Genomic DNA, 24,858 nt, shown 5'->3' on the forward strand with positions numbered 1-24,858 from the left:
GAACGGGCGGGGGTCTGGTCAGGACTGCGATGGGGCCGGCTCACCGTCCGGGGACTGGGCCGCGAAGTAGGCGATGGTCTGCTTCAGGCCCTCCTCCCAGGGGACCTGTGGCGACCAGCCGAGCAGTTCGCGGGCGAGGGTGGTGTCGGGGCGGCGCCGGCCGGGGTCGTCGACCGGCCGGTCGATGAACGCGATCGGTGAGCGGGAGCCGGTGAGTGCGACCACCCGGCGGGCCAGGTCCGCGACGGTAATCTCGTCGCTGCCCCCGATGTTCACCGGCCGCACCGACCGGCTCGCGGCCACCCGCAGGATGCCGTCGACCGTGTCGTCCACGTAGCACAGCGAGCGGGTCTGGGTGCCGTCGCCGGTGACCGTCAGCGGCTCCCCGGCCAGGGCCTGGGATATGAACGTCGGCACCGCCCGGCCGTCGTGGGCGCGCATCCGCGGGCCGTAGGTGTTGAACAGCCGCACGATCCCGGCGTTCGTCCCCCGGGTCCCGGCGTGCGCGGTGACGAGGGCCTCGGCGAACCGCTTGGACTCGTCGTAGACGCTGCGTGGTCCGACCGGGTTCACGTTGCCCCAGTAACCCTCGTGCTGCGGGTGCACCAGCGGGTCGCCGTACACCTCGGAGGTGGAGGCGAGCAGGAACCGCGCGCCGTCGCGCTCGGTGATCGCCAGGGCGTTGCGGGTGCCGAGGCTGCCCACGTCCAGGGTTTCCAGGGGCATGCGCAGGTAGTCGGCGGGCGAGGCCGGGCAGGCGAAGTGGAGCACCAGGTCGTACGGGCCGGGCAGCAGGCGCGGGCACTCCGGTGCGGAGACGTCGCAGTGCACGTACCGGAAACCGGGCCGGTCCTGAAGGTGCGCGACGTTCTCGCGGCGACCGCACACCAGGTTGTCGGCGCAGTCGACTTCGACACCTGAATCCAGCAGCCGTTCGCACAGATGGGAGCCGAGGAAGCCGGCGCCGCCGGTCACGAGGGCGCGCCGCCAGGAAAACGGTGTGTCACCAGTCATGGGGGCTATTCCTTCGTCCACGTCGTCCGCGCTCCGGGAACGCTCCTACCTGGGCGTTCTCGCGCGTGCCGCGTCGCCGGGACCGGCGACGCCGGCCCGTTCGGGAATGAGAGGACAGGGCCGGGGTCCCGCTGTCCAGAGGACCGCCCTGGTCGGCCGCCACTGGCTGGACGGCATTGGCAGCTGAGTTCCCCTGCCAGTTGGGTTCACACGTTGATTCTTATTGTCCGTAGTCCCGGGTACTCGCGCGACTCCGGCGACCGCACACCAGGTGGAGAGGGCCATGGACGACGACCTCAGGACCGTCCTGCTGTGCACCCTGCGGGCACCGGGCCGGGACCCCGGGCGGGTGCTCCTGACCGGCTGGTTCAGCTTCCCGGACGGGGAGGCGACGGCCGGGGACGTGCTCGCCCAGCAGCACATGTCGGCGGCGCTCGCGCAGGCGGGCATCCGGCACGACACCGCGTGGAGCCCCGGCTTCCGTCCGGGGGCGCTCTCGCTGGAGACGGCCCGCCCGAGGGCGTACGACACCCTGCTCTTCGTCTGCGGTCCGGTGCACGGGCCGCAGGTCGCCGCCCTGCATGACAGGTTCAGAACCTGTCGGCGACTCGCGGCCGGTGTCTCGGTCGTCGATCCGGCGGACCCGGCGGCCACCGGTTTCCACGCGATCGTGGCCCGGGACGGCACCGCGGCCCCGGTCCGTCACGATCTCGCCGCCCGCGCCCCGGCCGGTCCGCTGCCGCCCGTGGCCGGAGTGATCCTCTCCCACGGACAGGGCGAGTACGGCGGGCGCCGCAGGCACGAGGACGTCAACGCGCGGATCACCGGCTGGCTGGCCGGAAAGGACTGCGCGCGCGTGCCGACCGACACCCGTCTGGCCACCGACGACTGGCGGCTGTGTGCGACGGCCGAGCAGTTCCTCGCCCTCGTGTCCCGCTTCGACGTGGTCGTCACCACCCGGCTGCACGGCCTGGTGCTGGCCCTGCGCACCGGCACCCCGGTGATCGCCGTCGACCCGGTCGCGGGCGGCGCCAAGGTCAGCGCCCAGGCCCGGGCCATGGGCTGGCCGGCGCTGGTCGACGCGGCCGCGCCCACGCAGGAGGTCCTGGACCACTGGTGGGACTGGGCGCTGTCCGAGCCGGGCCGGATGGCCGCAGCCTGCCACTCGATGCGCTGATCGGCGCGGGCGGGCCGTGTAACTCGCGGTGCCCGGGGCACTCGGCGCGGCGACGGCCGGCCGCGCACGGCTGCCGCGATTCTCGCAGGAGGTAACGACATGGGTCACGGCGGAAACGTCATCCAGGAGCTGACGACCGATCACCGCGAGGTGGAGGAGATCTTCGGCCGTATCGAGGCGCTGCCGCCCGGCTCCGCGGAACGCAAGAACCTGGCCGACCAGGCCACGATCGAGCTGGTACGCCACTCGGTCGCGGAGGAGGCCTACCTGTACCCGGCGGTGCGCGAGCACGTGACGGGCGGGGACGCCCTGGCCGACAAGGAGCTGGAGGACCACGCCAAGGCCGAGCAGATCATGAAGGACCTGGAGGGCCTGCAGGCGGACGATCCGCAGTTCGACACGCTCATGACAGAGCTGATGAGCGAGATCCGGTCCCATGTGACCGACGAGGAGCAGAACCTCTTCCCGCGGCTGGAGGCGGCCTGCCCCGCCGACGCGCTGATGGAACTCGGCGACAAGGTCCGGCGCGCGAAGAAGACGGCTCCAACCCGTCCGCACCCGTCCGCGCCGGACAAGCCCCCGGCCAACAAGCTGCTGGCACCGGGCGCGGGTCTGGTCGACCGGCTGCGCGACGCGATGTCGGGGCGGGGCAAGGAGAGCTGAGCGCACGGCGGTCCACCGCCGCGGTCGGCCACCGGCCTCCCGACGCCCACCCGCCGTCATGGTGGGCGTCGGGAGGCCGGTGTGCGCACGGGCACGGCGTATGTGAGTAGGCGTGTGCGTTCGGTTTACGCGTGCAGGGGCGTGCGGTCGTGTACACGTGCAGGTGGGCGCGACCTCGGTGCATGCCTGACGGAGCGACATTGAGACGCCGGGAGGCGCACGGGTTGCCGGAACCCGGCTCAGAGCCAGGGGCTGACCCCGGTCCCCTGCCGGGGCCGGTTGCGGGTCGCCCGGCACAGCAGCCGGAACGCCTGGAAGAGGGTCAGCGGCCACAACAGCGCGAAGCACCACAGCAGCGCGGGGTCCGAGGTACGGATGCCCATGACGGCGACGAACACCGACGCGACCACGAGCAGCAGCACCGCCGCCGGCAGAAAGACCTCACGATGCGCCGCGCCCGTGCGGTGCGCCGCGCCCATGCGGCGCGCGAACCGGCGGTCCCGCCGGAGGTCCGCCTCTATCCGGAGAAGCGCGATCCGTTCACGCGGCGACAGCCGTACCTCGTCGTGCCTCTCCCACATCTCCCAGTCCTCCACGGCTACGGCACCTCCTGCGCCGGTCGACGACCTGCGTGACCCCGGCCGCCCGAGTTCCCCGGACGGCCCGGCCGATGCGGCATCCGCACCGTGCCCAGCGGGGGTGAGCTGCTTCCAGATCCGGGCGTCGGTGCTGCCGGGTTCGCCGTGGTGCCCTGGGGCGTGATCAGCGCCTACGGCGCAGCCGTACGACTGCCGTCATCTCGTGAGCCGGCCAGGCGCCAGTGGCCGAACGGGAAGCCTCGGAGCACATGACCTTCGCTGCCGCAAGGTCGATACTGAGGAGCAAGGCTTGGAGAACCTGCCCGCACCGTCGAGATCAACAACCGGCCGCACCCGGCCTGAACAGGGAAATCACCGGTCAGAGAGTCACCTGCTGAACTTTCTTGGAGACAAGCATGAAGATGCTGATCAACGTGCCGGAGACGGTCGTGGCGGACGCGCTGCGTGGCATGGCGGCCGCCTACCCCGATCTGACGGTGGACGTGGAGAACCGGGTGATCGTCCGCCGGGACGCCCCGGTGGCCGGGCAGGTCGCGCTCGTGTCGGGCGGTGGATCGGGACACGAGCCGCTGCACGGCGGGTTCGTCGGCCCGGGCATGCTGTCGGCCGCCTGCCCCGGTGAGGTGTTCACCTCACCGGTGCCGGACCAGATGGCCCGTGCCGCGGCCGCCGTGGACAGCGGTGCCGGCGTGCTGTTCATCGTGAAGAACTACACCGGCGACGTGCTGAACTTCGACATGGCGGCCGAGCTGGCCGAGGACGAGGGCATCCAGGTCGGCAAGGTGCTCGTCAACGACGACGTGGCGGTCACCGACAGCCTCTACACGGCCGGGCGGCGCGGTACCGGCGCGACCCTGTTCGTGGAGAAGATCGCGGGCGCCGCAGCGGCGGAGGGGCAGCCGCTGGAGCGGGTGGAGGCCGTCGGCCGCCAGGTGAACGAGAACTCCCGGAGCTTCGGTGTGGCGCTCAGCGCCTGTACGACACCGGCGAAGGGCAGCCCCACCTTCGATCTGCCGGACGGCGAGCTGGAGCTGGGCATCGGCATCCACGGCGAACCGGGCCGGGAGCGGCGCCCGATGATGACCTCGGGGGAGATCGCCGACTTCGCGGTGAACGCGATCCTTGAGGACATGCCCCCGCGCAGCCCCGTGCTCGTGCTGGTCAACGGCATGGGCGCCACCCCGCTGCTGGAGCTGTTCGGCTTCAACGCCGAGGTGCAGCGGGTGCTGAGCGAGCGCGGTGTCGCCGTGGCCCGCACCCTCGTGGGCAACTACGTCACTTCGCTGGACATGGCGGGCGCCTCGGTGACGCTGTGCCAGGCCGACGAGGAACTGCTCAGGCTCTGGGACGCGCCGGTGAAGACCCCGGCGCTGCGCTGGGGTATGTGAGCGGGCGGACGAGTCGATCAACCTTCCCCCCCCACGCCGGTCAACAGCCCTACCACGCAAGGAGATCCAGTGCTCGACGCCGATTTCTTCCGCCGTTGGATGACGACGGTCGCCGCGTCCGTCGACCGCGAGGCGGACCGGCTCACCGCCCTCGACTCGGCCATCGGCGACGCCGACCACGGCAGCAATCTGCAACGCGGGTTCCGGGCCGTGGTGGCCACCCTGGAGAAGGAGGCGCCGGACACGCCGGGCGCCGTACTGACGCTCGCCGGGCGGCAGTTGATCTCGACGGTCGGCGGCGCCTCGGGGCCGCTGTACGGCACCCTGCTGCGCCGGACCGGGAAGGCGCTCGGCGATGCCGCCGAGGTCGGTGAGGAGCAGCTGGCCGAGGCGCTGCGCGCGGGCGTGGACGGGGTGATGGCCCTCGGCGGGGCGGCGCCCGGCGACAAGACCATGCTGGACGCCCTGGTGCCGGCCGTGGACGCGCTCGGGAACGGCTTCGCCGCCGCGCGGGCCGCCGCCGAGGAGGGGGCGGTGGCCACCATTCCACTGCAGGCCCGCAAGGGCCGGGCGAGCTATCTCGGCGAGCGCAGCATCGGTCACCAGGACCCGGGGGCGACCTCGTCGGCGCTGCTGATCGCGGCGCTCGAAGAAGCGGCAGCGGCGGCGGAGGGCTGACGGTGAGCGCCGACAAGGTGGTCGGGATCGTGCTGGTGTCGCACAGTGCGGAGGTCGCCGCCTCGGTGGCCGAGCTGGCGAAGGGTCTGGCGGGCGGGGCCACGCAGGTGCCCGTGGCCCCCGCGGGCGGCACGGAGGGCGGTGGGCTCGGCACCAGCGCCGAGCTGATCTCCGCCGCGGCGGCCGCGGTCGACCGGGGCGCCGGGGTGGCGCTGCTCACGGACCTCGGCAGCGCCGTGCTGACCGTCAAGGCACTGGTCGCCGAGGGTGACGAACTGCCGGACGGGGCGCGGCTGGTGGACGCCCCGTTCGTCGAGGGCGCGGTCGCGGCGGTGGTCACCGCGGCCGCGGGTGGCGATCTGGACGCGGTGGAGGCCGCGGCGGCGGAGGCCTACGGCTACCGGAAGGTGTGACGCCCGCGGAGCCCGTCGGAGTCGGTGCGGCCGGTGACCTCTTCGCCACGAACAGCCTGGCCGGCCGCTCCCCCACCGCCGCATGGTCCTCGATGGCACGCACACGCGGCGGCCGCGGCCCACGGCTATCGGAAGGCGACCCCCCGGGGGCCGCCCGCGTCGGTGCCGCCGGTCACCTCTTCCCCAGGAACACCCTGGCCGGCCGCTCCCCCACCGCCGCGTGGTCCTCGATGGCACGCACACGCGGCGGCCGCGGCCCACTTCTATCGGAAGGCGACCCCCCGGGGGCCGTCCGCGTCGGTGCCGCCGGTGACCTGTTCGCCACGAACAGCCGGGCCAGCCGCTCCCCGGCCGCCACCGCCGCCGCGTGGTCCTCGATGGGACGCACAGGGGAGTCCTTGAAGACGATGTAGGTGACCCCGGAGTCCGCCCCGCCGTCGCTGGGGTCGGGCCGGATGCCGAGGGCCTGGGCCGTGGCGTAGGAGGCCTCGCCGATGAGGTCGCGTGGGCCGGTGTCGCCGACGACGGCGTACCGCACCTGTCCCCGGTAGAGGACCGCGGCGACCGAGCCGCCCCGGACACCGTACGCGCGGTAGTCCCAGATGCGGCTGGGGGCGGGGACGACGATGTAGGGCAGCCTCTCGGCGTTCAGATGGCGGCCGTCGGACTGCTGGAAGGCAGTGGTGGCGGCGAACAGCGGGTCGGTACGGCGGTTGCAGCGGGCGGTGGACCGGCCGTCGCAGTCGACGTCCAGATCGGCCTTCCAGTAGACGGCGTCCCGGGTGCCGCACACGGGCACGGCCGCGCGGCTGTCGGCGTCGGTGCGGTACCGGCCGCGGGAGACCAGGGTGCACTCGCCCAGCCGGGCCAGCAGGTCGGCGGCGGCCACAGCGCCCTCGCCGCGCGCCACGGGCCTCTCCCGGGGCGAGACGGCGGCGGCCGGGCCGGGCAGCGCCGCCGGCGCGACCAGGGCGGCACCGGCTGCGGCCAGCATCAACGTCGGGACACGCACACGCACGATGAGGGACCTCTCCTCGGGGACGCGGGGACATCGAGGCCACTGTGGTGGGATTCGGCTCATCGGGCCACCAGGGCCGCACCGAAGAGGCCGGATGGAGCACGCTTCTGACACTCCATGAGGGGACGCGGCGGGGGGCCGTGACCGGGAGGGGACGACAGGGGCCGGGGATCCGGGCCGGTCTCGGCCCAGATCCCCCGGCCGCCCGCGTCGGCGCGGGACCGGCGACGACAGCGTGTCCGCGCCGCAGGCGTGAACTCCCCTGCCCTCTCGGGTGGTTCAGCCGTAGGGAGGCTCAGCATACGTAACGTCCCCGGGGGGTCACCAACGCGGCCCCCTTGGAGGGTCACCGGCATGGCCGTACCGGCGGCACGTCGGACCCATGGGGTGCAGCACCCTTGATGCGGTGGCACCAGCCGGGCCATATTGGTCCGGACCTTTGCCGTGATGCCGATGCCGTCCCCGGGGAGGCAGAGCCGTGCGACGCGTTCCCCTTCCGCTCGTGCTGGTCTGCGGGGCCCTGCTGCTGGTCGCGTCCTGCGGCTGGAGCCGGGCCGCCGACAGCGACGAGGGCCGGGCACCCGGCGCTCCCACCGGGGTCACCGCGGCAGCGGGCAGTGCCACCAGCGTGCACGTGATGTGGAACGCGGTCACGGACGGTCCCGGCGTCCGCACCTACGAGGTATATCGCGGCACCACAAAGGTGAAGGAAGTCCCGGGCGCACAGCACATGGTGGACGTCACCAGGCTCAGGCCGTCCACCTTGTATGCCTTCACCGTGCAGGCTCGGGACACGGACGGGCGTCTCGGTCCGCCGAGCCGGGCGGTGCGGGCGCGGACACCGGCCATGGCGGCGGCGGACCGCTCGGCGCCGACCCGGCCGCCGAGACCCGCCGGGCGGCCCGCCGGCAGCCGAGCGGCCCAGTTGTCGTGGGGTGCCTCCCGGGACGACCGGGGCGTGGCGTCGTACGACGTCTACCAGGGCGGGGTGAAGATCCACAGCGTCGGCGGGAACCAGACCGCGACCGTGGTCACCGGTCTGCGCCCCGGCACCGCCTACGTCTTCACCGTGCGGGCCCGGGACGCCGCCGACAACCTCTCCCCCGCGAGCGGCCCGGTCCGGCTCACGACCCCAGGCACCGACGACGGCCGGGACACCGCGCCCACGGGCTTCACCGCCACGACCCACCGGGCCGGCGGGGCCTACTACATCGATCTGTCCTGGATCGCGCCGCGTACGGACGGGGTGATCACCGAGTACCAGATCCAGCTCGACGGCACCGCGGCCACCTCGCTGGTGTGGGGCGGCACCCCGCCCCCCGGCCGGGCACGCCACAGCTTCTACGTGGGCGAGGCCGCCGGCGAGGAACACCGGGTGCGGCTGCGGGCACGGCTGCCGGACGGGACGTGGGGCGGCTACTCGGCGGAGCGGACGGTGACCACGGGCGGCTGACGGACGCACGGCGTCGGCGTGTCCCCTTGCGCCGGACGGGGGAGAACGTCACCTGTCCGGGGGCCTCCCGGGTGCGGGTGGGCCCGGGACCGCGTTGGCTGCGGTGGAGGCAGCACGGACGTTTCCCGACCCTCGGCGGCGCATGGGACGTACCGCCGACCGTGCCGCTGGAGGCCAGCCCATGCAGAACTCGCGACTCCTCCTCCGTTCCGGCCTGATCCTGGCGGCCGCCGCCACGCTCCCGGCCGCGCTCGCCGGGCCGTCCGCCGCGGTTTCGGGTATTTCCGTCAGCACGACCGGGTCCACCGTCTCGGTGGTCACCAGCGCGTGCACCCAGATCAACGGCAGCTGGGGCAGCGCGGCCCTGCTCACCGACCGTCAGGCGAGCTTCTCCCAAGGCCGGCAGGTGTCCCTGTCAGGCACGTCCGTGAGCCAGTCCGCGGCCTGGACCGGGGTGAGTCCCGGGACCTACACGGTGGTCGTGATCTGCTCCAGCGGCAGCACGGCGGGCAGCCAGTCGGTGATCGTCTCCGGGAAGTCGACCCCGACGATCTCGGCGACGTCCAAGGCGGCGCCCTCCCGGGGCGTGGCCGGCGGCCTGGGCGGCGCCGCCCGCGACTACGGCGCGCTGACGCTGGGCGTCGGTGCGGCGCTGGTCGGCGCCGGTGTCGTCGCCACGGGCTGGTTCCTGCGCCGCCGCTCGAAGCCGTACCGGCTCTGACAAGCCGCCGCGGAGAGTCCCGGCCCAGCGGCCCTCACCCGTCGGCCGCGTCACGGCTCGGCGCTTCGCCGTCGGGCAGTTCGGCGAACTCCGTCAGGGCGTGCGTGAGCCACTGGGTCCAGAAGGTCTCCAGGTCGATGCCCGCCCGCAGGACCAGATGGCGCAGCCGGTCCTGCGGGGTGTCCCGCCCCGGCGGGAAGTCGCGCTTCTCGATCTCCTGGTACTCGGCCAACTGCCGCCGGTGCAGCTCCAGATGGCGGCGCAGATCGGCCGCAAGCCCCGCGGTGCCGACCACGGCCGCCGCGCGCAGCCGCAGCAGCAGGACGTCCCGCTGGGGCTTGGGGTCCTGAGCGGCGGCGGTCCACCGGGCCAGTTCGGCGCGGCCCGCGGGCAGGACCTCGTAGCTCTTCTTCTGCCCACGGGCCGGCTGCTCGGCCGGGAGCGTGCGGATGAAGCCCTCGGCCTCCAGCTTCCCCAGCTCGCGGTAGATCTGCTGGTGCGTCGCGGACCAGAAGTAGCCGATCGACTTGTCGAAACGGCGGGTCAGCTCCAGCCCCGACGACGGCTTTTCCAGCAGGGCGGTGAGGATCGCGTGCGGGAGTGACATGGGCTCATCCTAGGGACGCGGGCTGCGGCCCCTACAGCGCCGCCGCCAGCTCGGTGCCCTGCTTGATGGCCCGCTTGGCGTCCAGCTCGGCCGCGACGTCGGCGCCGCCGATCAGATGGGCGCTGCGCCCGGCGGCGACCAGCTCCTCGTAGAGATCGCGGCGCGGCTCCTGTCCGGTGCACAGCACCACGGTGTCGACCTCGAGGACCGTGCTCTCCTCGCCGACGGTGATGTGCAGGCCGGCGTCGTCGATGCGGTCGTAGCGCACCCCGGGGACCATGGTGACGCCCCGGTGCTTCAGCTCGGCGCGGTGGATCCATCCGGTGGTCTTGCCCAGTCCGGCGCCGACCTTGCTGGTCTTGCGCTGGAGCAGGTGGACGGTGCGCGGCGGGGCCGGCCGCCGCGGGGCGGCGAGGCCGCCCGGCGCCCGGTAGTCCATGTCGACGCCCCAGTGCCGGAAGTAGGTCTCCGGGTCCTCGCTCGCCTTGTCGCCGCCGTCGGTGAGGAACTCGGCGACGTCGAAGCCGATGCCGCCGGCGCCGAGGACGGCGACGCGGTCGCCGACGGGGGCGCCGTCGCGCAGGACGTCGAGGTATCCGAGGACGCGGGGGTGGTCGACGCCGGGGATGTCCGGGGTGCGCGGGGTGACGCCGGTGGCGACGACGACCTCGTCGTAGTCGTCCAGGTCGCCTGACCCCACCCAGGTGTCCAGGCGTACGTCCACGCCGTGGGCGTCGAGCTGGTGGCGGAAGTAGCGCAGGGTCTCGTCGAACTCCTGCTTGCCGGGGACCTTGCGGGCGACGTTGAGCTGGCCGCCGATCTCGCTCGCGGCGTCGAACAGGGTGACGGCGTGGCCGCGTTCGGCGGCGGAGACCGCGCAGGCGAGTCCGGCCGGGCCGGCGCCGACGACCGCGACGCGCTTGCGCCGCCGGGTCGGGGAGAGCACCAGCTCGGTCTCGTGGCAGGCGCGCGGGTTGACCAGGCAGGAGGTGATCTGTCCGCTGAAGGTGTGGTCGAGGCAGGCCTGGTTGCAGCCGATGCAGGTGTTGATGGCCTCGGGCGTCCCGGCGGCGGCCTTGGCGACGAAGTCGGGGTCGGCGAGCATCGGTCGGGCCATGGAGACCATGTCCGCGCAGCCGCCGGCCAGCAGTTCCTCGGCCAGGTCGGGGGTGTTGATGCGGTTGGTGGTCACCAGGGGGACGGACACCTCGCCCTTGAGCTTCTTGGTGACCCAGGTGTAGGCGCCGCGCGGCACGGAGGTGGCGATGGTGGGGATGCGGGCCTCGTGCCAGCCGATGCCGGTGTTGATGATCGTCGCCCCGGCCTCCTCGACGGCCTTGGCGAGGGTGACGACCTCCGCCAGCGAGGAGCCGCCCGGGACCAGGTCCAGCATGGACAGCCGGTAGACGATGATGAAGTCCTCGCCGACGGCCTCGCGCACCCGCTTGACGATCTCGACCGGGAAACGCATCCGGTTCTCGTACGAGCCGCCCCAGCGGTCCTCGCGATGGTTGGTCTGCGCGGCGATGAACTCGTTGATGAGGTAGCCCTCGGAGCCCATGATCTCGACGCCGTCGTAGCCGGCCTGCCGGGCGAGGCGCGCGGCACGGGCGTAGTCGTCGATGGTCCGCTCGACCTCGGCGTCGGTCAGCTCGCGGGGAACGTAGGGGCTGATCGGGGCCTGCAGCGGGCTCGGCGCCACCAGGTCCTGATGGTAGGCGTACCGCCCGAAGTGCAGGATCTGCATCGCGATCCGGCCGCCCTCGCGGTGCACGGCCTCGGTGACGGTCCGGTGCTGGGCGGCTTCCGCGTCGGTGGTGAGCTTGGCGCCGCCCTCGTACGGCCGGCCCTCCTCGTTGGGCGCGATGCCGCCGGTGACGATGAGCCCGACTCCGCCGCGTGCGCGGGCCGCGTAGAACGCCGCCATCCGCTCGAAGCCGCGCTCGGCCTCCTCCAGGCCGACGTGCATCGAGCCCATGAGCACGCGGTTGGGCAGTGTGGTGAAGCCCAGGTCGAGCGGGGTCATCAGGTGCGGGTAACGGCTCATCGGGCCCTCCGTGCGCGGTGTCGTCGCTTCTTGTTGTAGAGGAAGCCAGACGCTTTATGCAACTAGTTGCACAACCTTGGAGGGGTGACTCCAGCCACTTACCGGGCCACTCCCGTGGGCGCTTCGCCCGGCTCAAGCGGCTCGCACTGGAGTTCTACGACGGCAGAGGCCGCCGGACGCTCACCGGTCGGCCGCGGCGAACGGGGACCGAAGCGCTCGGGCATGACGGAGGGCCGTGTCCTGGCCGCCGACCGCCACGGCTCTGCGCTGCTCGCCCCGGCTCCGGATCGTTCGGCAGAGCACGGGTGGTCTCCGAGTCGCAGTCGGCGTCCAGTGCGCGGTCCCCGCTCCGGTCACTTCGGCAGATCGGCGGAGAGGAAGGGAGCAAGGAGCGCGAACAATGCGTCGGGGCGGTCGAGGGGGATGATGTGGCCGCAGTCCTGGAGATGGTGTCCGACCAGGTCATCGGCGATGGGACGGAGTTGGTTCTCGAGCCCGGTGCCGACGGGGTGAGAGCCGACGGCCATGGTGGGCATGGTCAGCCGAGCCGTGGCGACGGCGTCCTGGATCTGCTGCGCGCCGACGGGCAGGGCCCGGTAATAGGAGAACGCGCAGCGCAGGGCCTCGCTCCCGGTGTACGCCTGGACGAAGGCCGCACGGATGTCGTCGGGTACTCCGCGCCCGAGTGTCCCCGAGTCGAGGAACCAGTCGATGTACGGGGCCTCGTTGCCGGCCAGGACGGTCTCGGCGAGGCCGGGGACGGCGTGGAAGCCGAACCACCAGGGGGTGCCGCCCGCGACGACGTGTTCCGCTCCGGGCAGGCGGCCGAGCAGTGCCTCCATGACGACCAGGCGCCGGACGAGGCCGGGCCGGCGTAGCGCGAGCAGGACGGCGGGGGCGGTGCCCGCGTCGATGCCGACCACCGCTGCCGAGGGCTCACCGAGTGCGCGGAGCAGCCCTTCGGCGTCGGCGGCGAGGGTGCCTGCGTCGTAACCCTCGACGGCACGTGCACTGGCACCGAAGCCGCGCAGGTCCGGGGCGATGACCCGGTACTGCCCGGCCAGTCGGCCCATGATGCCGCTCCAGAGTCGCCAGGTGTGCGGGAAGCCGTGCAGCAGGAGCACCGCAGGTCCGTCCCCGGCGATGGCGACGTTGAGTTGGACGCCGTTCGTCGCGATGCGGCGCAGTCGGGGTGGGGTGGTCACGGTCATGACAGGCTCCCGGTGGTTACCATTGGTGACCACAGAACGATAGGTAACTGTCCGGCCGCTTCCTAGACGGCACTTTCAGGGAAGGTGGTGAGCCACAGGTGACCACCCGAGGGGCCCGGGCCGCCGGTCGCGGGGTACGCGGCGATCTGTTCGATCCCCACTGCCCGACGCGGCAGTTGCTGGACCGCATCGGTACGAAGTGGACGTCCATGGCCGTCAAGACGCTCGCCGATGCCGCACCGGACGAGGTGCGCTTCGCGGAGCTCAGACGCCGGATGCCCGGCGTCTCGCAGAAGATGCTGTCCGTGACGCTGCGCAGCCTGGCCCGCGACGGGCTGGTGTCACGCCGGGTCGAACCGACCGTGCCGCCGCGGGTCTTCTACCGGCTCACCGGACTCGGGCTGTCCCTGGAAGCCGCGCTCGCGGGCCTGCGGACCTGGGCTGAGGAGCACATGGCCGAGATCGACCGCGCCAACCAAGCCGCCGACCAGGAGGTCGATGAGGGATAGGCGGGCCGGTTCCGAAAGGACCTCCCGCCGTGACGGTGCCACCGGCACCTCGCGCCACTCCGACCACCTCGGCCACGGCCCGGCGCAGTACGCCCCGGCCGACGGTGAGCCGGCCGGGGCGTTGCCGTAGTACCGCGCCGTCAGCGGCTCTCCAGGCGGAGGTGCAGATCCCTCTCCTGGTCGCCGGAGGCGGTGCAGGTCTCCTGCACGGTGAACATCGAGTCCAGGGTGGTGCGGAACCGGTTGACGGCCCAGTAGCCGCCCTGGATGTCGGCCTGGACGGACGAGCCGAGGTGGACCGGCGGACAGCCGTGTCCGCGGGCGTCCGCGACGTCGTACGTGCCGAGCCACACCATCGGGCGGGTCTCGTGGAGTTGCTGAGGGTCCTCGTCCGCACCCCGGTCGGAGGCGAAGCAGGACCTCAGCGCGTCGAAGACGAGGCGGGCATCCTCCTTGGAGCCGCTGAGCTCCACCGTGACGGTTTCCGGATGCGACCGCTCCGTGTGTGCCATTGATCGCTCCTTTCGTGGCCGCGCTGCGCTGGAACGGGGTACCCCGCCGAACCGCGTCCATCCCCAGGAAAGCACCACGGGCTGATGAGCACACCTCAGCTGCGCGGGAATCCGGTAGGTCAGCCGAGCGAGAACGTGTACGTCTTGCTGTCCGTCAGCACGCAGATGCCGGGCGAGACCACGATCACCCGCAGGACGCCCGTGCGCCGGTCGTAGTCGATGCCCTCCGCCTCGAAACTGCCCGAGCAGGAGCTGCGCAGCGGCAGCTGACGCAGGGCCGTGACGTGCCCGGAGACGTCCGCGGAGCCGTTCGGGGCCGCCGAGAGGTCGATCTGGAGCAGCGGCTTGGTGATGCCGAAGAGGCTGCCGTCGGGGTCGTCCGAGGAGCACAGCAGCGTCGTGGGACCGGAGAAGTCGCAGCCCTGGACGTCCCGGACGGCGTGGTCCAGGTGGACGGACGAGGCCTGCGGGAGGTTCGCGGAGGGCGAGGTGACCGGATTGACGCCGGGGGTCGGGAAGACCAGAAGCCGGGTCATCGTGCCCCACTCCCCCGCGAGCATCCACTGGCCGTCGGGCGAGACGGCGTCCCAGGAGTTGTTCAGGGCCTCGCCGGGGCCGAGCGTGTGGACGTACTCCGACCAGGTGCCGCCGGGCGCCTGCACGCGGAACATCTTCGAGTTGCCGGAGTCCCGCTGGTAGGGCTCGATGTAGTAGCCGTTGTACGAGGCGTCGGGGTCGCCGACGTGGTTCCAGCCGCGGCTGGAGAGGTCGAGGGGGATGGTGCCGATGCCGGTGTAGCGGTTGGGGCTGCCGGCCGGCACCTCCACCGAGGTCAGGCCCTGGCTCTCGGTCAGCGGGCGGGCGCGGTCGGATCCGGTCTCGGTCCAGGTGCCGGCCGCGGAGGCAGGCGCGGACACGGCGAGGGACACGGCTGCGGCGGTGGCGAGGGAGACGAGTCCGGTGAGGACTGCGTGACTGCGGTGCCGGGCGGGCGCGGGCATGGCCGACTCCTCGTACGGGGGGTGGGGGCACTCGGTCGGCGGACAGTCTGGCGTGGCGCGATGGTCATGTACAGGCCAATGCAGCAACATGAGCGTGAACTCTCACGGCCCACGGGACCGGCCTGTACGGTCCGCGCAGGAGGGCCCGCACCGCGCGCACCGCCGGCGTGGCGGCTTCGGCGGACGTCCGCCGCCGTGTTGAGGGATGGTGGAGGTAGACGGCGAAGGCCTCGGAGAGTCGGTGTGAGCGCGGTAGAACAAGGGGAGTCGGCACGGGGGACGGCATGCCGTGCGGACGGGCGAAGGCGGTGCATGGCATGAGTGCAGCCGAGGCTCCGGCGGCCGAGGGCGACGAGCCCGCGCGCGGACCGGTGCGGCCGGGCGGCCTGCTCGACGTGCTGGGCGTCGCGTCGGTCGTGCTGGACACCGACGGCCGGATCGTGCTGTGGAGCCCGCAGGCGGAGGAGCTGTTCGGTTACACCGCGCAGGAGGCCCTCGGCCAGTACGCCGCCCGGCTCATGGTGCACGAGCGGCACATCAAGCTGGTGGGCAAGCTCTTCGCCGACGTCATGCGCACCGGCCAGAGCTGGGCCGGTGGCTTCCCGGTCCGCCACAAGGACGGCAGCACCCGCCTGGTGGAGTTCCGCAACATGCGGCTGCTGGACGACCGCGGTGACGTGTACGCGCTCGGGCTCGCCGCCGACCAGTCGACGGTACGGCGGCTGGAGCAGGACGTGGCGCTGTCCGAGCGGATGGTGAAGCAGTCACCGATCGGCTACGCCGTCCTGGACACCCAGCTGCGGTTCGTCTCGGTCAACCCGGCTCTGGAGAAGATCAACGGGTTCCCCGCCGCCGAGCACGTGGGCAGGGCGCTGCGCGAGGTGCTGCCGCAGGTGGACGCCGACGCCCTGGAGGCCGCCGCCCGGCGGGTACTGGAGACGGGCGTGCCCCTCATCGACGACACGCTCGTCGGCCGTACCCCCGCCGACCCGGACGAGGAGCACACCTGGTCGCACTCGTTGTACCGGCTCGAGGACGCCATGGGCAACGTGCTCGGGGTGGCGGTCTCCATGGTCGACATCACCGAGCAGCATCGGGCCTCCGTGGAGGCGGAGGCCGCCAGGCGCCGGCTCGCGGTCATCGCCGACGCGTCCGCCCGGATCGGTACGACGCTCGAACTGGAGCGCACCGCCTGCGAGCTGGCCGAGGTCGCCGTACCGGGACTGGCGGACGTGGCGGCCGTGGACCTGCTCGACGCGGTGGTGGAGGGCAGGCCCAGCACGCTGGGCCCCTCGGAGTCGGCGGTGATCCGGGCGCTCGCCGTGCGCCCGGCTCAGGACACGGAGGCCGTATGGGCCGCCGACCTGCCCGGCCGGATCGCCCGGTACGCTGCCGACCGCCTGGTCACCGAGTGCGTGCGCACGGGCGAGGCGGTGCTGGTGCCGCACGTCAAGGACGAGGACCTGCCGCGCATCGCCCGCTCACCGGAGGCGGCCGTCCTGCTGGGCCGGGCGGGCCTGCACTCGTACCTCGCGGTGCCGCTGATCGCACGCGGCGAGGTGCTGGGGGCGCTCGACCTCAAGCGCACCCGGAATCCGGAGCCGTTCGGCGAGGACGACGTGCTGCTGGCGCGGGAACTGGCGGCCCGCGCGGCCGTGCAGATCGACAACGCGCGCTGGTACCAGAACGCCCGCAACACCGCCCTCACCCTGCAGCGCAGCCTGCTGCCCAGCCATCCACCGGTCACGACCGGACTCGAGGTGGCCTCCCGCTATCAGCCGGCGGGCGCCACCAGCGAGGTCGGCGGCGACTGGTTCGACGTCATCCCGCTGGAGGGCGGGAAAACCGCTCTCGTGGTGGGCGACGTGATGGGCAGCGGCATCAGCGCGGCCGCCACGATGGGCCGGCTGCGCACCGCGACCACCACGCTGGCCGCGCTCGGCCTCGACCCGGCCGTGCTGCTGGAGCACCTGGACAAGACGACCTCGGCACTGGACCACTCCATCGCGACCTGCGTGTACGCCGTCCACGACCCGCATCTGCGCCAGTGCCGGATCGCCAACGCCGGTCACCTGCCACCGGCCCGGGTCCGGCCCGGCCGCCCGCCGGAGCTGCTCGACCTGCCGACCGGAGTGCCCCTGGGCGTGGGCGGGGTCGGGTTCTCCACCGTCACCGTCGACTTCGAGCCCGGCGACGAACTGGTGTTCTACACCGACGGTCTGGTGGAGACCCGCCACCACTCGCTGGACGAACGCCTGGACTTCCTGCTGTCCCTGCTCGACGACCCCGAGCGCCCCCTGGAGGAGGCCTGCGACCTGCTCCTGCGCACACTCCACCACCCCGACAACCATGACGACGTGGCGCTGCTGATCGCCCGTGCGCAACCCCTGCGTTAGCGGTGGGTCACCTGCCGTGGTGGTGCGACGGGCTCCTTGTGGCGCAGCAACTGCCGTTGGACCTGAGGCAGTACGCCGATCAGCGCAGCAACTACCGTCGCACCTAGGGCAGTACGCCGATCAGCACGTGCGCGTACAGCTCCTCCGACACCGCCAGACGGGTCGTCAGGCCCGCCCGGGTGAGCACCTCCACTGCGGTCTCCGCCTGGCGCTCGCTGGTCTCGGTCAGCAGGCAGCCGCCGGGCGCGAGCCAGCCGGACGCCCCGGCGGCCACCCTGCGCAGCACGTCGAGGCCGTCCGCGCCGCCGTCCAGGGCGGCCAACGGCTCGTGGTCGCGGGCCTCGGCCGGCAGCAGAGCCACCTCGTCGGTGGGCACATAGGGCACGTTGGCCGTCAGGACGTCGACGCGGCCGCGCAGACCTGCGGGCAGCGCGTCGTACAGGTCGCCCCGGTGGGCCCGGCCGCCGAAGGCGGCGAGATTACGGCGGGCGCAGCGTACGGCGGCCGGGTCGATGTCGGCCGCGTGCACCTCGGCGCCGTCCAGGGCGGCGGCGAGGGCCGCGCCGAGCGCGCCGGAACCACAGCACAGGTCCACGACCACGCTCGCCCGCGGCGCCGCGGCCAGCGCCTGGTCGACGAGGAACTCGGTACGGCGGCGGGGGACGAACACCCCGGGTTCCACGGTGATCCGCAGTCCGTGGAACCGCGCCCAGCCAAGAACCTGTTCGAGAGGAAGTCCGGCGACACGCCGGCCCACCATCGAGGTCAGTTCTTCCTCGGTCCGGGCGGTCGCGATCATCAGCTCCGCCTCCTCCTCGGCGAAGACGCACCCGGCGGCGCGTAGCGCGGAGACGACGGCGGCAGCGGAAGCCGGGGAATCGGAGGGCGGAAACGGCAGAGGGGGCAGGGAGGGCATGGAAGCCGAGAGCCTTTCGGGAGCGCGGAGCCTGAGGGCGCTCCCGCGGTCACCGCTGCCGGTGTACCGCGCCGTCACGAGGAGAGAGCACCCCAGCTGACACAGCGGTGATGGGTCTCACCTCCTCGCTCTGTCGGGCCGCGTACGTCCGCGACCGGACGGCCACCATACCCCAGGACCACGAAACGCCGTCCGCAGCGGGGAGTTCGCGGCAGGCGGGGTGACGCGGACATCGGCGAACGGTGACGGCCGGCGCGGGGGCATCCGCCCGGTGGCGGGCGGTACGCTCCCCGCCCCCCGGAGGGCCCGGTCGGGCGGTCGCTCAGACGCCGACCGTCTCCTCGACCTCTTCCTCGGCCTCCTGCTCGGACGCCCGCCCGGTGTCCCGCTCGGCGTCCCGCTCGGGCTGCGCCACGGGGTGTGCGGTCCGGGCCTGGGTCCCGGACCCGGGACGGGCGGTCGTCTGCCCGGTCGTGCGGGTCCGCTCGTACAGGGCCGCGATCGCCGTCACGGCGAGGCCGGCGAGCAGCCAGGCCACGAGGGTCCACGCGTTGCGCGCGAGGCCGTCGTTGCCGAAGTACAGCAGGCTGCGGACGCCCTCGACGAAGCCGGCGCCGTTCCAGAAGGCGTGCAGGGTGCCGAAGAAGCCGTTCTGCAGCTCGGGGCGGAACAGGCCGCCGGAGCTGGTGAAGTTCAGCATCACGAACAGCACCATCATGGTCAGTGTGGTCCACCGCTTGAGGAAGGTGTGCAGACCGACACCGATGAAGAGGATGCCCGCCGAGTACAGCCAGGCCATGCCCCACACGCCCGCGAGATCGTGGTGCGCGAGGCGGAACACCGGCCCGGCGAGCAGCACACCGATGCCGCTGACCACGGCGGAGACGCCGAGCGCCAGCACGGCCCGCACCCGCATCGCGAGGGCGGCGCCCGCGGCACCGAGGGCGGCGACCGACGCGTAGGAGCCGATGCTGAGCGCGATCAGCAGGAAGAACAGGCCCTGCCCTGTGGGGTCGTCGACGACCGGCGCGGCCACGTCGGTGACCTTCAGGGGGTCGCCCTGCTTTTCGGCGACCGGCGTGAACGCCTTCTCGACGGCCGTCGCGCCCATGTCGGAGGCGGCGCTGGCCACCAGCAGCTCGGGCGCCTTGGCGCTCGGCACATAGGCACCGGTCACGTCCCGGGACCTGAGCAGGTCGACGGCCTCGGCGCGGGTGGCGACCGTACGCACGTCGAGCTTGTCCCCCGCGGTGTCCTTCACCGTCTGCGCGAGGACCTTGGCCCGCGGGGCGGTACCCACGACGGCGACGGGCAGGTGGTGCGGCTCGGGGGTGACGAAGGCCCCCATGTACGCGAGCCCCATGCCCATGCACATCAGCAGCGGGGTGATCAGGTGCGTGAGCACGTGGCGCAGTGCCGGTGACCTCATCGCGCACGACCTCCAAAGGTTGGCTTATACAACTTTCGCTCTAAGTTGTACTATACAACTAGAAGGTCCGGAGGAGGTATTCCCGTGAGTACAGCGGAGTCGGCCGTCGAGACGATCCAGCGCGAAATGACGATCTTCGCCCGCCGGGCCCGCGCCTCGGCGGGACGTATGCACCCCGAGCTGTCGCTGGTGTCGTACACCCTGCTCGGGCACCTGGAGGAGAGCGGCGGCTGCCGGGCGACGGACCTCGCGGCCCACTACGCCCTGGACAAGTCCACGGTGAGCCGCCAGGTCGCCGCACTGGAGCGGGCCGGGCTGATCGAGCGCCGGCTGGACCCGGAGGACCACCGGGTCCATGTGCTGCATCTGACGGAGGCCGGCCAGGAGATCCTCGCCCAGGTCACCCGCAGCCGCCGCACCGCGTTCCGGGAGCGGCTCGCGAACTGGCCGGAGGAGGACCTGGTGCGCTTCGCCGCCTACCTGGAGCGGTACAACGCGGGGCCGGGCGGCACGGACTCCGCCTGAGAGGCGGGGCCATCGGAGCTGTGGGGGGCGACACGCTACCGGAGGCGCGACTGGCGGTAAGCCACGGGAACGCTGAGGCGGCGGCAGTGGGGGCGCGGCTGCGGTCTGCCGCCGCAGCCTCCGGTGTGGTGTCCTGCCGGAGGCGCTCGTGCGGCACGCCACCGGAAGCGGGTGCGGCACGCCACCGGAGGCGCGAGGCCGGGCGGCACCGCGCCTACGGGTGCGTCACGCCACCGGCACCGCGGAGCGGCCGTCCGTCAGTCGCTCGGGTGCCCGGGCCGCCAGGAACGCCGTGTGGCGGCGCAGCCGGAAGCCGAGGGACTCGTACAGCCGGATCGCGGTGGTGTTCGCTGCGCTCGTGTGCAGGAACGGTGTCTCGCCCCGCTCCCGGATGCCGTGCGCGACCGCGAGGATCAGGCGGGTGGCCAGGCCCTCGCCACGGAACGCGGGATCGGTGCAGACCGCGCTGATCTCGGTCCAGCCCGGCGGGTGCAGCCGCTCCCCCGCCATGGCGATCAGCTTGCCGTCGCGACGGATGCCGAGGTAGGTGCCGAGTTCGATCGTGCGCTGCAGGAACGGCCCCGGCTGGGTGCGGGCCACGAGGTCCAGCATCTCGGGTACGTCCGCCGGACCGAGGCGGACCGCCTCCGCGTCCGGTGCCGCGGCCAGGCCGTCGTCCACGAACTGCACGCCCGCCACCTGGAAGGTGATCTCCCAGCCCTCCGGCACCTCCCCGCGGAAACCGGGCAGCGGCACCTCGGCGCCGGGACCGGCCAGCGCGGCGAGGTCCGCCCAGTCCCGCGCGTCCGGTTCGTCGGGCAACGCCAGCCACGGCGAGACGTCGACCGGATAACGCACCACCCGGCCGCGCCGCTCGGCGAAGTGGGCGTGCGGGCCGGTCAGGGAGGCGAGGGCCGGGTTGTCGAGGACGTGCGGGGCATCGGCGGTATCGGCGGCGATCGGGCCGGAGGCGCCGGAGCTGCTCATGAGGCTCACACGGCCACCTCGATCACTGTCCTGCGGACGTAGGACTCGGGCATCCTCTTCCTCACTTCCCTCGCACTGTCACCGGCGCACCGGAGCCGGCACTGAGCGCCAAGGAGGAGCATCGGGCCGGTATTCCCGCTCCCCCGCAGAGTTCATACGGCCGCAATGATCCGGCCGATGACCAGGGACGGGACACCCGGAACGACAGCGTACGGTTGAAGCATGAACGTCACGCGAGGCTTCACGGGCCGCCCGCGCGTCCACAACCCGGGGCTGCCGCCCGGGCAGTACGACGCGGGCGAGGACTGGCCCGTCCTGTCCGCCGAGGTCACTCCCGACCTCGCGCCCACCGACTGGTCCTTCCGCATCGACGGCCTGGTCGAGCGGCCGCACACCTGGGACTGGGACGCGGCGCACGCGCTGCCGGCGTCGGCGTACGACGGTGACATCCACTGTGTGACCGGCTGGTCGAAGTTCGGCGTGCGGTTCGGCGGCGTCTCGCTGGACGCGTTCTTCAATGTGGTGCAGCCCCATGGGTCCGCCACACATGTACTCGCCACCTCCCACACGGGTTACACCACCGACCTGCCGCTCGCCGACCTCACCGGAGGACGGGCCTGGATCGTGTGGGAGTACGACGGCCGGCCGCTGCCTGCCGAGCACGGCGGCCCGGCGCGGCTGCTGGTGCCCCACCTGTACTTCTGGAAGAGCGCCAAGTGGATCGCCGGGCTCACGCTCCTCGATCACGACGAGCCGGGCTTCTGGGAGCGGAACGGCTACCACGCGCGGGGCAACCCCTGGGAGGAACAGCGGTACTCCGGTGACTGACACGGTGACGACGGACACGATCTCCCCGGGCGTCCCCGCGACGCGGTTCGCGGTGCCCGGGCGCATCGCCGTGAACCACCGTGCGGCGGTGGAGTGGCAGACCGCCACGCTGACGGAGATCCGGCGCGAGACGCCGCACGCGGCCACGTTCCGGCTGGCCGTGCCGCGGTGGGCGGGGCACCTGCCCGGACAGCACCTGATGCTGCGGCTGACCGCGCACGACGGTTACGTGGCCCAGCGCCACTACTCCGTCGCGTCGGCGCCGGACGACTCCGGGCACATCGAGCTGACCCTGGACCATGTGCCGGGCGGCGAGGTGTCCGGTTGGTTCCACACGGTGGCCCGCCCGGGCGACACGGTCGAGGTGCGCGGCCCGCTGAGCGGCTTCTTCGCCTGGCCCGGCGACCGGCCCGCACTGCTGCTCGGCGCGGGCTCCGGGGTGGTACCGCTGATGTCGATGGTGCGGCACCACCGGGCGCGCGGCCTCACCGTGCCGCTGCGGATGCTGGTGTCCGCTCGCAGCCCCGAGGAGCTGATCTACGCACGGGAACTGGACGCGGAGACGACGCCCGTGTTCACCCGCAGTGCGCCGGCCGGGGTGCCGGTGGGACGTATGACGGCCGCACATGTGGCGCCACTCGTGGCCGAGCAGCCTGCTGGCGGGTGGGAAACCTATGTGTGCGGGTCCAACGGCTTTGCCGAGCACGCCTCCCGGCTGCTGGTCGAAGCGGGCCAGCCGGTGGAGCGCATCCGCATCGAACGCTTCGGCTGAGCACTGGGGCACGCGCGTGCGGGCTGAACGCTCAGGTCGCGCGGCGGGTCCGGCGGCGCGATGGTAGGGCACATGGCGCGTTCCGTGCTCCATGTGGGCTTGAACTCGCGGGTCACGGCATGCGCGAGGTGCGCCGTACGGGGTACGAGACGGGTGTGGACGCTCGTGTGCGCGGGCGGAGGGGACGACGGGCCCGTGGTCGCTCGTCCGGCTCTTCGGCTCCGGCGGTGGCGAGGAGGTGGACATGCGTACCCGAGTGCGGGGTTGGCGCTGGCGGCGCAATCCGCTGCGGCGCAGGTCCGACGTGGTGGAGGCCTGGACGGTGCTGGTCGTCGCCGTCCTGCTGTTCGTCGTCGTCCCCCTCGTCGGGGTCGCGGCGGGCCTGCACGCCCACGGCCAGGCCCGGACGCTCGCCGCGGTCCAGCGGACCGAACGCCACCAGGTGCGCGCCACGGTGATGGGTGACCCGCCCGAGCGGCGGACCGTCACCCAGGCCGACCGCGAGAACCCGTACCGCGCTCAGGTCCGCTGGACCGAGCCCGGCAAGGGCGCTCGTACCACGTGGGCACGGGTGCCGGCGGGAACCCGGATCGGCGACGTGGTCTCCGTATGGCTCGACTCCCGGGGCCGCGGTGTCGCCCCGCCGCCGGACGACGCGGCGGTCTGGCAGCACGCGGTCACCGTCGGCCTGTGTGCGGCGGGCGGCGCCGCGGGCGTGGTGGTCCTCGGGCACGCCGTCGAGCGCCGGATCGCGCTCCGTCACCGACTGGCCGAGTGGGAGCGGGAGTGGGCGCGCACGGGGCCACGGTGGACCCAGCCGAGGATGTGACGGTGACCCGATCACCGTGCGGTGCGGTATGAGTCTGCCTCCCATCGGGAGCAAGCGCTTACTCATCCCGTGACCAGCACCGTCACCGCAAGGAGGACCGCTGGATCCCCGCAGAGAGCTGGCCAGTCGTCGGACCACCCACGTACGGTGAGCCGACCTGGTCTCCCTTTGCGAAGGCGGTTGTTGATGGCCCTGTTCGATCTTCCCCTCGACGAACTCCGCGAGTACCACAGCGAGTCGACCGAGCCCGAGGACTTCGACGCGTTCTGGGGCAAGACGCTCCAGGAGGCGCGCGAGCACGAACTGGGCGCACGCTTCGAGCCGGTGGAGACCGGACTGTCCACGATTCAGGTGTACGACGTGACGTTCGCCGGGTTCGGCGGTCACCCCGTCAAGGGCTGGCTGCGGCTGCCGGCCGGTGCGACGGAGCCGCTGCCGCTGGTCGTGGAGTTCATCGGCTACGGCGGCGGGCGCGGGCTGCCGCACGAGAACCTGCTGTGGGCCTCGACGGGCCGTGCGCACTTCATGATGGACACCCGCGGGCAGGGCAGCGCCTGGGGCGGTGGCGGTGGTACGGCGGACCCGGTGGGGGCGGCGCCGGCGTACCCGGGGTTCATGACGCGGGGCATCGACGCACCAGAGAACTACTACTACCGCCGGGTGTTCACGGACGCCGTGCGTGCGGTCGAGGCGGCCCGTTCGCATCCGCTGACCGACGCGGCGCGGACCGTGGCGATCGGCGCGAGCCAGGGCGGCGGCATCACCCTCGCCGTCGGCGGCCTGGTTCCCGATCTCGTGGCTGTCGCGCCGGACGTACCGTTCCTGTGCGACTTCCCGCGCGCGGCGACGCTCACGGACCGCCACCCCTACCGGGAGATCGGTCTGTTCCTGAAGACGCACCGAGGCCGTTCGGCGGAGGTGCTGCGCACGCTGTCCTACTTCGACGGGGTGCATTTCGCGGCCCGCGGCCGTGCCCCTGCCCTGTTCTCGGCGGCCCTGGAGGACCAGACCTGTCCGCCGTCGACCGTGTTCGCGGCGTTCAACGCCTGGGCGCAGCAGGACAAGGCGATCGAGGTGTACGACTTCAACGACCACGAGGGCGGCGGCCCTTACCAGGAGGCGGCGAAGGTGCACTGGCTGCGCTCGTACGCCTGAGGCGAGCGGG

Annotated in this window: 25 protein-coding genes; 14 read left to right on the forward strand and 11 right to left on the reverse strand. The window is 72.7% G+C overall.

The genetic code is table 11. The features are described from left to right. Positions 1 to 18: 18 nt before the first annotated feature. Positions 19 to 1,014 (reverse strand): NAD-dependent epimerase/dehydratase family protein, encoded by a 996-nt coding sequence (locus ACGFRF_RS01530; protein WP_393736056.1) that lies wholly within the window; start codon positions 1,012 to 1,014, stop codon positions 19 to 21. 283 nt (positions 1,015 to 1,297) lie between these two features. Between ACGFRF_RS01530 and ACGFRF_RS01535 the strand changes: the two genes are divergently transcribed. Together ACGFRF_RS01535 and ACGFRF_RS01540 are read left to right on the forward strand one after the other, a co-directional pair. Next, positions 1,298 to 2,191 (forward strand): polysaccharide pyruvyl transferase family protein, encoded by an 894-nt coding sequence (locus ACGFRF_RS01535; RefSeq protein WP_393736058.1) that lies wholly within the window; start codon positions 1,298 to 1,300, stop codon positions 2,189 to 2,191. Between the two features lie 99 nt (positions 2,192 to 2,290). Further along, positions 2,291 to 2,854 carry a hemerythrin domain-containing protein gene (locus tag ACGFRF_RS01540; protein ID WP_393736060.1) on the forward strand — a complete coding sequence of 188 codons (564 nt, stop codon included), beginning with the start codon at positions 2,291 to 2,293 and terminating at the stop codon, positions 2,852 to 2,854. A 239-nt stretch (positions 2,855 to 3,093) separates the two neighbouring features. On the opposite strand, the gene ACGFRF_RS01545 is transcribed toward ACGFRF_RS01540, so the two are convergent. Further along, positions 3,094 to 3,450 carry a DUF3040 domain-containing protein gene (locus ACGFRF_RS01545; RefSeq protein ID WP_393736062.1) on the reverse strand — a complete coding sequence of 119 codons (357 nt, stop codon included), beginning with the start codon at positions 3,448 to 3,450 and terminating at the stop codon, positions 3,094 to 3,096. A gap of 398 nt (positions 3,451 to 3,848) precedes the next feature. Between ACGFRF_RS01545 and dhaK the strand changes: the two genes are divergently transcribed. From dhaK to ACGFRF_RS01560, 3 genes are all read left to right on the forward strand, one after another. Beyond that, a complete protein-coding gene (dhaK, locus tag ACGFRF_RS01550) occupies positions 3,849 to 4,841 on the forward strand; it encodes a dihydroxyacetone kinase subunit DhaK (RefSeq protein ID WP_393736064.1) in 993 nt (330 codons plus the stop codon). Between the two features lie 69 nt (positions 4,842 to 4,910). After that, on the forward strand, positions 4,911 to 5,519 hold the full coding sequence (gene dhaL, locus ACGFRF_RS01555; protein ID WP_393736066.1) for a dihydroxyacetone kinase subunit DhaL: 609 nt from the start codon (positions 4,911 to 4,913) through the stop codon (positions 5,517 to 5,519). A 2-nt stretch (positions 5,520 to 5,521) separates the two neighbouring features. Next, positions 5,522 to 5,932, forward strand: coding sequence for a PTS-dependent dihydroxyacetone kinase phosphotransferase subunit DhaM (locus ACGFRF_RS01560; RefSeq protein WP_393736068.1), 411 nt, complete (start codon positions 5,522 to 5,524; stop codon positions 5,930 to 5,932). Between the two features lie 172 nt (positions 5,933 to 6,104). Here the strand turns inward: ACGFRF_RS01560 and ACGFRF_RS01565 are convergent, their stop codons facing one another. Further along, positions 6,105 to 6,950 (reverse strand): glycoside hydrolase family 75 protein, encoded by an 846-nt coding sequence (locus ACGFRF_RS01565; protein ID WP_393736070.1) that lies wholly within the window; start codon positions 6,948 to 6,950, stop codon positions 6,105 to 6,107. Between the two features lie 478 nt (positions 6,951 to 7,428). On the opposite strand from ACGFRF_RS01565, the gene ACGFRF_RS01570 reads away from it, so the two are divergent. Together ACGFRF_RS01570 and ACGFRF_RS01575 are read left to right on the forward strand one after the other, a co-directional pair. Further along, positions 7,429 to 8,403: a fibronectin type III domain-containing protein gene (locus ACGFRF_RS01570; RefSeq protein WP_393736072.1), complete on the forward strand. Its 975-nt coding sequence runs from the start codon at positions 7,429 to 7,431 to the stop codon at positions 8,401 to 8,403. A gap of 181 nt (positions 8,404 to 8,584) precedes the next feature. Beyond that, a complete protein-coding gene (locus ACGFRF_RS01575) occupies positions 8,585 to 9,124 on the forward strand; it encodes a hypothetical protein (protein WP_393736074.1) in 540 nt (179 codons plus the stop codon). Positions 9,125 to 9,158: 34 nt separating this feature from the next. Here the strand turns inward: ACGFRF_RS01575 and ACGFRF_RS01580 are convergent, their stop codons facing one another. The 3 genes from ACGFRF_RS01580 to ACGFRF_RS01590 form a co-directional block, all read right to left on the reverse strand. Then, positions 9,159 to 9,731, reverse strand: coding sequence for a PadR family transcriptional regulator (locus ACGFRF_RS01580; protein WP_393736076.1), 573 nt, complete (start codon positions 9,729 to 9,731; stop codon positions 9,159 to 9,161). A 31-nt stretch (positions 9,732 to 9,762) separates the two neighbouring features. After that, positions 9,763 to 11,778, reverse strand: coding sequence for an FAD-dependent oxidoreductase (locus ACGFRF_RS01585; protein WP_393736078.1), 2,016 nt, complete (start codon positions 11,776 to 11,778; stop codon positions 9,763 to 9,765). A gap of 353 nt (positions 11,779 to 12,131) precedes the next feature. Continuing rightward, on the reverse strand, positions 12,132 to 12,989 hold the full coding sequence (locus ACGFRF_RS01590) for an alpha/beta fold hydrolase (RefSeq protein ID WP_393736080.1): 858 nt from the start codon (positions 12,987 to 12,989) through the stop codon (positions 12,132 to 12,134). A 98-nt stretch (positions 12,990 to 13,087) separates the two neighbouring features. Between ACGFRF_RS01590 and ACGFRF_RS01595 the strand changes: the two genes are divergently transcribed. Next, positions 13,088 to 13,498 carry a winged helix-turn-helix transcriptional regulator gene (locus ACGFRF_RS01595; RefSeq protein WP_393736082.1) on the forward strand — a complete coding sequence of 137 codons (411 nt, stop codon included), beginning with the start codon at positions 13,088 to 13,090 and terminating at the stop codon, positions 13,496 to 13,498. Between the two features lie 140 nt (positions 13,499 to 13,638). Here ACGFRF_RS01595 and ACGFRF_RS01600 read toward each other — a convergent pair whose 3' ends face one another. Continuing rightward, positions 13,639 to 14,010 (reverse strand): hypothetical protein, encoded by a 372-nt coding sequence (locus tag ACGFRF_RS01600; RefSeq protein ID WP_393736084.1) that lies wholly within the window; start codon positions 14,008 to 14,010, stop codon positions 13,639 to 13,641. Positions 14,011 to 14,129: 119 nt separating this feature from the next. Beyond that, positions 14,130 to 15,011 (reverse strand): hypothetical protein, encoded by an 882-nt coding sequence (locus ACGFRF_RS01605; RefSeq protein ID WP_393736086.1) that lies wholly within the window; start codon positions 15,009 to 15,011, stop codon positions 14,130 to 14,132. A gap of 317 nt (positions 15,012 to 15,328) precedes the next feature. On the opposite strand from ACGFRF_RS01605, the gene ACGFRF_RS01610 reads away from it, so the two are divergent. Further along, positions 15,329 to 17,407: a SpoIIE family protein phosphatase gene (locus ACGFRF_RS01610; protein ID WP_393736088.1), complete on the forward strand. Its 2,079-nt coding sequence runs from the start codon at positions 15,329 to 15,331 to the stop codon at positions 17,405 to 17,407. A 103-nt stretch (positions 17,408 to 17,510) separates the two neighbouring features. On the opposite strand, the gene ACGFRF_RS01615 is transcribed toward ACGFRF_RS01610, so the two are convergent. Together ACGFRF_RS01615 and ACGFRF_RS01620 are read right to left on the reverse strand one after the other, a co-directional pair. After that, positions 17,511 to 18,323, reverse strand: a complete 813-nt coding sequence (locus tag ACGFRF_RS01615; RefSeq protein WP_393736090.1) for a putative protein N(5)-glutamine methyltransferase — start codon at positions 18,321 to 18,323, stop codon at positions 17,511 to 17,513. A gap of 322 nt (positions 18,324 to 18,645) precedes the next feature. Then, positions 18,646 to 19,752: a hypothetical protein gene (locus ACGFRF_RS01620; RefSeq protein ID WP_393736092.1), complete on the reverse strand. Its 1,107-nt coding sequence runs from the start codon at positions 19,750 to 19,752 to the stop codon at positions 18,646 to 18,648. A 126-nt stretch (positions 19,753 to 19,878) separates the two neighbouring features. Between ACGFRF_RS01620 and ACGFRF_RS01625 the strand changes: the two genes are divergently transcribed. After that, positions 19,879 to 20,277 carry a MarR family winged helix-turn-helix transcriptional regulator gene (locus tag ACGFRF_RS01625; protein ID WP_393737087.1) on the forward strand — a complete coding sequence of 133 codons (399 nt, stop codon included), beginning with the start codon at positions 19,879 to 19,881 and terminating at the stop codon, positions 20,275 to 20,277. Between the two features lie 225 nt (positions 20,278 to 20,502). Here ACGFRF_RS01625 and ACGFRF_RS01630 read toward each other — a convergent pair whose 3' ends face one another. Further along, entirely contained in the window at positions 20,503 to 21,264 is a 762-nt protein-coding gene (locus ACGFRF_RS01630; protein ID WP_393736094.1) for a GNAT family N-acetyltransferase, read from the reverse strand. A 222-nt stretch (positions 21,265 to 21,486) separates the two neighbouring features. Between ACGFRF_RS01630 and ACGFRF_RS01635 the strand changes: the two genes are divergently transcribed. From ACGFRF_RS01635 to ACGFRF_RS01650, 4 genes are all read left to right on the forward strand, one after another. Beyond that, complete coding sequence (locus ACGFRF_RS01635; RefSeq protein WP_393736096.1) at positions 21,487 to 22,092, forward strand: sulfite oxidase-like oxidoreductase; 606 nt, start codon at positions 21,487 to 21,489, stop codon at positions 22,090 to 22,092. Next, entirely contained in the window at positions 22,085 to 22,864 is a 780-nt protein-coding gene (locus ACGFRF_RS01640) for a ferredoxin reductase (protein WP_393736098.1), read from the forward strand. Before ACGFRF_RS01635 ends, ACGFRF_RS01640 begins: the two co-directional genes overlap by 8 nt. Before the next feature lie 244 nt (positions 22,865 to 23,108). Beyond that, positions 23,109 to 23,693, forward strand: a complete 585-nt coding sequence (locus ACGFRF_RS01645) for a hypothetical protein (RefSeq protein WP_393736100.1) — start codon at positions 23,109 to 23,111, stop codon at positions 23,691 to 23,693. A 186-nt stretch (positions 23,694 to 23,879) separates the two neighbouring features. Next, entirely contained in the window at positions 23,880 to 24,848 is a 969-nt protein-coding gene (locus tag ACGFRF_RS01650) for an acetylxylan esterase (RefSeq protein WP_393736102.1), read from the forward strand. Positions 24,849 to 24,858 lie beyond the last annotated feature (10 nt).

The organism is Streptomyces sp. NPDC048521, assembly GCF_043199855.1.
Taxonomy (GTDB): domain Bacteria; phylum Actinomycetota; class Actinomycetes; order Streptomycetales; family Streptomycetaceae; genus Streptomyces.

What these genes read in the sequence shown, in the direction of transcription:
- ACGFRF_RS01530 (WP_393736056.1), bottom strand. Translation starts at nt 1,014, where the DNA reads ATGACTGGTGACACACCGTTTTCCTGGCGGCGCGCCCTCGTGACCGGC.
- dhaK (WP_393736064.1), top strand. Translation starts at nt 3,849, where the DNA reads ATGAAGATGCTGATCAACGTGCCGGAGACGGTCGTGGCGGACGCGCTG.
- ACGFRF_RS01645 (WP_393736100.1), top strand. Translation starts at nt 23,109, where the DNA reads ATGCGTACCCGAGTGCGGGGTTGGCGCTGGCGGCGCAATCCGCTGCGG.
- ACGFRF_RS01620 (WP_393736092.1), bottom strand. Translation starts at nt 19,752, where the DNA reads ATGAGGTCACCGGCACTGCGCCACGTGCTCACGCACCTGATCACCCCG.
- ACGFRF_RS01535 (WP_393736058.1), top strand. Translation starts at nt 1,298, where the DNA reads ATGGACGACGACCTCAGGACCGTCCTGCTGTGCACCCTGCGGGCACCG.
- ACGFRF_RS01605 (WP_393736086.1), bottom strand. Translation starts at nt 15,011, where the DNA reads ATGCCCGCGCCCGCCCGGCACCGCAGTCACGCAGTCCTCACCGGACTC.
- ACGFRF_RS01580 (WP_393736076.1), bottom strand. Translation starts at nt 9,731, where the DNA reads ATGTCACTCCCGCACGCGATCCTCACCGCCCTGCTGGAAAAGCCGTCG.
- ACGFRF_RS01540 (WP_393736060.1), top strand. Translation starts at nt 2,291, where the DNA reads ATGGGTCACGGCGGAAACGTCATCCAGGAGCTGACGACCGATCACCGC.
- ACGFRF_RS01635 (WP_393736096.1), top strand. Translation starts at nt 21,487, where the DNA reads ATGAACGTCACGCGAGGCTTCACGGGCCGCCCGCGCGTCCACAACCCG.
- ACGFRF_RS01590 (WP_393736080.1), bottom strand. Translation starts at nt 12,989, where the DNA reads ATGACCGTGACCACCCCACCCCGACTGCGCCGCATCGCGACGAACGGC.
- ACGFRF_RS01630 (WP_393736094.1), bottom strand. Translation starts at nt 21,264, where the DNA reads ATGAGCAGCTCCGGCGCCTCCGGCCCGATCGCCGCCGATACCGCCGAT.
- ACGFRF_RS01650 (WP_393736102.1), top strand. Translation starts at nt 23,880, where the DNA reads ATGGCCCTGTTCGATCTTCCCCTCGACGAACTCCGCGAGTACCACAGC.
- ACGFRF_RS01625 (WP_393737087.1), top strand. Translation starts at nt 19,879, where the DNA reads ATGACGATCTTCGCCCGCCGGGCCCGCGCCTCGGCGGGACGTATGCAC.
- ACGFRF_RS01585 (WP_393736078.1), bottom strand. Translation starts at nt 11,778, where the DNA reads ATGAGCCGTTACCCGCACCTGATGACCCCGCTCGACCTGGGCTTCACC.
- ACGFRF_RS01600 (WP_393736084.1), bottom strand. Translation starts at nt 14,010, where the DNA reads ATGGCACACACGGAGCGGTCGCATCCGGAAACCGTCACGGTGGAGCTC.
- ACGFRF_RS01615 (WP_393736090.1), bottom strand. Translation starts at nt 18,323, where the DNA reads ATGCCCTCCCTGCCCCCTCTGCCGTTTCCGCCCTCCGATTCCCCGGCT.
- ACGFRF_RS01610 (WP_393736088.1), top strand. Translation starts at nt 15,329, where the DNA reads ATGAGTGCAGCCGAGGCTCCGGCGGCCGAGGGCGACGAGCCCGCGCGC.
- ACGFRF_RS01575 (WP_393736074.1), top strand. Translation starts at nt 8,585, where the DNA reads ATGCAGAACTCGCGACTCCTCCTCCGTTCCGGCCTGATCCTGGCGGCC.